Annotated in this window: 3 protein-coding genes and 1 pseudogene; all 4 read left to right on the forward strand. The window is 65.9% G+C overall.

The annotated features are described in order from the left end of the window. Positions 1 to 254 (forward strand): annotated as a pseudogene (locus N878_RS29355) (conjugal transfer protein TraH); the annotation flags it as partial. 298 nt (positions 255 to 552) lie between these two features. Further along, entirely contained in the window at positions 553 to 2,466 is a 1,914-nt protein-coding gene (locus tag N878_RS15100) for a type IV secretory system conjugative DNA transfer family protein (RefSeq protein WP_000694765.1), read from the forward strand. Continuing rightward, a complete protein-coding gene (gene traF, locus N878_RS15105) occupies positions 2,463 to 2,999 on the forward strand; it encodes a conjugative transfer signal peptidase TraF (protein ID WP_006122512.1) in 537 nt (178 codons plus the stop codon). Before N878_RS15100 ends, traF begins: the two co-directional genes overlap by 4 nt. An 11-nt stretch (positions 3,000 to 3,010) precedes the next feature. Further along, positions 3,011 to 3,597: toprim domain-containing protein (locus N878_RS15110; RefSeq protein ID WP_021444458.1), on the forward strand; the 587-nt coding region annotated here is incomplete at its 3' end.

Raw genomic sequence — 3,597 nt, forward strand, 5'->3', positions numbered from 1 at the left:
CCGAGGCGACCGCGCCGACGCCGGCCTTCACGCCGCCACCGTCCACCGGAAGCCCGACGTTGGACGCCTTGGAAGAAAACCGCCGCCCCAAAGCCAGCACCGTTTGCGAGCACTGTCCGAACTCGGTGTGGTTCGCATCGCCGGCGGAAGTGAAGTGCTATTGCCGCGTGATGTTCCTCGTCACGTGGAGCAGCAAGGAACCCAACCAGATCACGCACTGCGACGGGGAATTTCTCGGCCAGGAACAGGAGTAGGCCAGACGCCGCCGGGCGTCGCCGCCGCCGACAAGTACATCGCCGAACGCGAGGCAAAGCGCCTAAAAGGTTTCGATATACCGAAGCATTCCCGATATACTGCCGGTGATGGTGCGCTCACGTTCCAGGGCACCAGGACTATCGAGGGCCAGGCGCTGGCCCTCTTGAAACGAGGTGATGAGGTCATGGTTATGCCCATCGACCAGGCCACGGCCCGGCGCTTGACGCGCATCGCGGTCGGCGATGCCGTCTCGATCACCGCGAAAGGCTCCATCAAAACGTCGAAAGGAAGGAGTAGATGAAGATCAAGATGAACAACGCGGTAGGGCCGCAAGTCCGAACCGCCAAACCGAAGCCGAGCAAGCTGCTGCCGGTGCTGGGCGCGGCCTCGATGGTCGGCGGCCTCCAGGCCGCGACGCAGTTCTTCGCCCACACGTTCGCCTATCACGCGACCCTCGGCCCCAACGTGGGCCACGTGTACGCGCCCTGGTCGATCCTGCACTGGACGTACAAGTGGTACAGCCAGTACCCGGACGAGATCATGAAGGCCGGCAGCATGGGGATGCTGGTTTCGACCGTGGGCCTGCTGGGCGTGGCCGTGGCGAAGGTCGTCACGTCCAACAGCTCGAAGGCGAACGAGTACCTGCACGGCTCGGCCCGCTGGGCCGAGAAGAAGGACATTCAGGCGGCCGGCCTGCTGCCACGCGAGCGCAACGTCCTGGAGATCGTCACCGGCAAGGCCGCACCCACGGCTACCGGCGTGTACGTGGGCGGCTGGCAGGACAAGGACGGCAATTTCTTCTACCTGCGGCACAGCGGCCCCGAGCACGTGCTGACCTACGCGCCCACGCGCTCGGGCAAGGGCGTCGGCCTGGTGGTGCCCACGCTGCTGTCGTGGGGCGCGAGCAGCGTCATCACCGACTTGAAGGGCGAGTTGTGGGCCTTGACCGCCGGCTGGCGGCAGAAGCACGCCAAGAACAAGGTGCTGCGCTTCGAGCCGGCCAGCACCTCGGGCGGCGTCTGCTGGAATCCGCTGGACGAAATCCGCCTCGGCACCGAATACGAGGTGGGTGACGTGCAGAACCTTGCCACGCTGATCGTTGACCCGGACGGCAAGGGCCTGGACTCGCACTGGCAGAAGACCGCCTTCGCGCTCCTGGTCGGCGTGATCCTGCACGCGCTGTACAAGGCCAAGGACGATGGCGGCACCGCCACGCTGCCGTCCGTCGATGCGATGCTGGCCGACCCGAACCGGGACATTGGCGAGCTTTGGATGGAAATGGCGACCTACGGGCACGTAGACGGCCAGAACCATCACGCCATCGGCTCGGCGGCCCGCGACATGATGGATCGGCCCGAGGAAGAAGCCGGATCGGTGCTGTCCACGGCCAAGTCGTACCTGGCCCTGTACCGCGACCCCGTGGTGGCCCGCAACGTCAGCCGGTCGGACTTCCGCATCAAGCAGTTGATGCACGAGGACGACCCGGTAAGCCTCTACATTGTCACCCAGCCCAACGATAAGGCCCGCCTGCGGCCGCTGGTGCGCGTCATGGTGAACATGATCGTGCGCCTGCTGGCCGACAAGATGGACTTCGAGGGCGGCCGGCCGGTGGCGCACTACAAGCACCGGCTCTTGATGATGCTGGACGAGTTCCCGAGCCTCGGGAAGCTGGAGATCATGCAAGAGTCGCTGGCCTTCGTGGCCGGCTACGGCATCAAGTGCTACCTCATCTGCCAGGACATTAACCAGCTCAAGAGCCGCGAGACGGGCTACGGCCACGACGAAAGCATCACGTCGAACTGCCACGTGCAGAACGCCTACCCGCCCAACCGCGTCGAGACGGCCGAACACCTGTCCCGCCTCACCGGGCAGACCACCGTGGTGAAGGAGCAGATCACGACCAGCGGCCGCCGCACGGCGGCGATGCTGGGCCAGGTGTCGCGCACTTACCAGGAAGTGCAGCGGCCCTTGCTGACGCCCGACGAATGCCTGCGCATGCCGGGGCCAAAGAAGAACGCCCAGGGCGAGATCGAAGAAGCCGGCGACATGGTGATCTACGTCGCGGGCTACCCGGCGATCTACGGCAAGCAACCCCTGTACTTCAAAGACCCAGTGTTCTCGGCACGCGCCGCGATCCCTGCGCCCAAGGTCAGCGACCGCCTGCGCGCCGTCGCACAGGCCGAGACGGAAGGGGAGGGCATCACGATATGAGCCGCATCCTGAAACGCATCGCGGCAGGCGTCGTCATCGCGGGCGTGGCCGCCCTGCTGCTGGCCGCCGGCGGCTATGCCGCCGGTGCCCGCGTGAACACCACCAAGAGCATTCCGGTCGGCCTGTACTGGACGAGCAGCGCGCCGGTGGAGAAGGGGGCCTACGTCCTCTTCTGCCCGCCGCAGCTCGGCGTGTTCGATGACGCCAAGGAGAGGGGCTACATCGGGGCCGGCTTCTGCCAGGGCGGCTACGGCTACATGATGAAGCGCGTTTTAGCCGCTAAAGACGATGCCGTCGCCGTCGCCGATGACGGCGTGCGCGTCAACGGCGAGCTGCTGCCCCTCAGCGCGCCGATCAAGGCCGACAAGGCCGGTCGGCCGCTGCCGCGCTATCAGTCCAACAGCTACACGCTCGGCAATTCCGAGGTGCTGCTTATGTCGGACGTGAGCGCCACATCCTTCGACGGCCGCTACTTCGGCCCGATCAATCGTTCGCAAATCAAGACCGTGATCCGTCCGGTCATCACCTGGTAGGGAGACACACCATGCGCCTTTTCATCGCAGAAAAGCCGTCCGTCGCCAAGGCCATCGCCGGCGAGCTGGGCGCGACCGGCAAGGGCGACGGCTTCATCGAGTGCGGCACCGACAAAGTGACCTGGTGCTTCGGGCACATGCTCGAACAGGCCGACCCCGACGAGTACACGCCCGATGACGTGCCGCGCGGCCAGTCCGGCAAGAAGGTCTGGCGCGTCGATGAGCTGCCCATCATCCCCGAGAGCTGGATTCTCAAGCCCAAGGACGACGCGAAGAAGCAGCTCGCCGTGATCGGCAAGCTGCTCAAGGAGGCCAAGGAGATCGTCAACGCCGGCGACCCCGACCGCGAAGGCCAGTTGCTGGTTGACGAAGTGCTGGAGCACTTCCGCAACAGCAAGCCGGTGCGCCGCTTTTGGGTGAGCGCGCAGGACTCCGTTTCCGTCAAGCGCGGCCTGGCCGCGTTGAAGGAGAACACCACCTATGCAGGCTGGGCCGACGCTGCACGCGGGCGGCAGCGCGCCGACTGGCTGATCGGCATGAACCTCAGCCGCGCGTACACGCTGCGCGCGCAGCGCGGCGGCTCGCGCGCCCTGCTGAC

The organism is Pseudomonas sp. EGD-AK9 (assembly GCF_000465935.2).
Lineage (GTDB): Bacteria > Pseudomonadota > Gammaproteobacteria > Pseudomonadales > Pseudomonadaceae > Aquipseudomonas.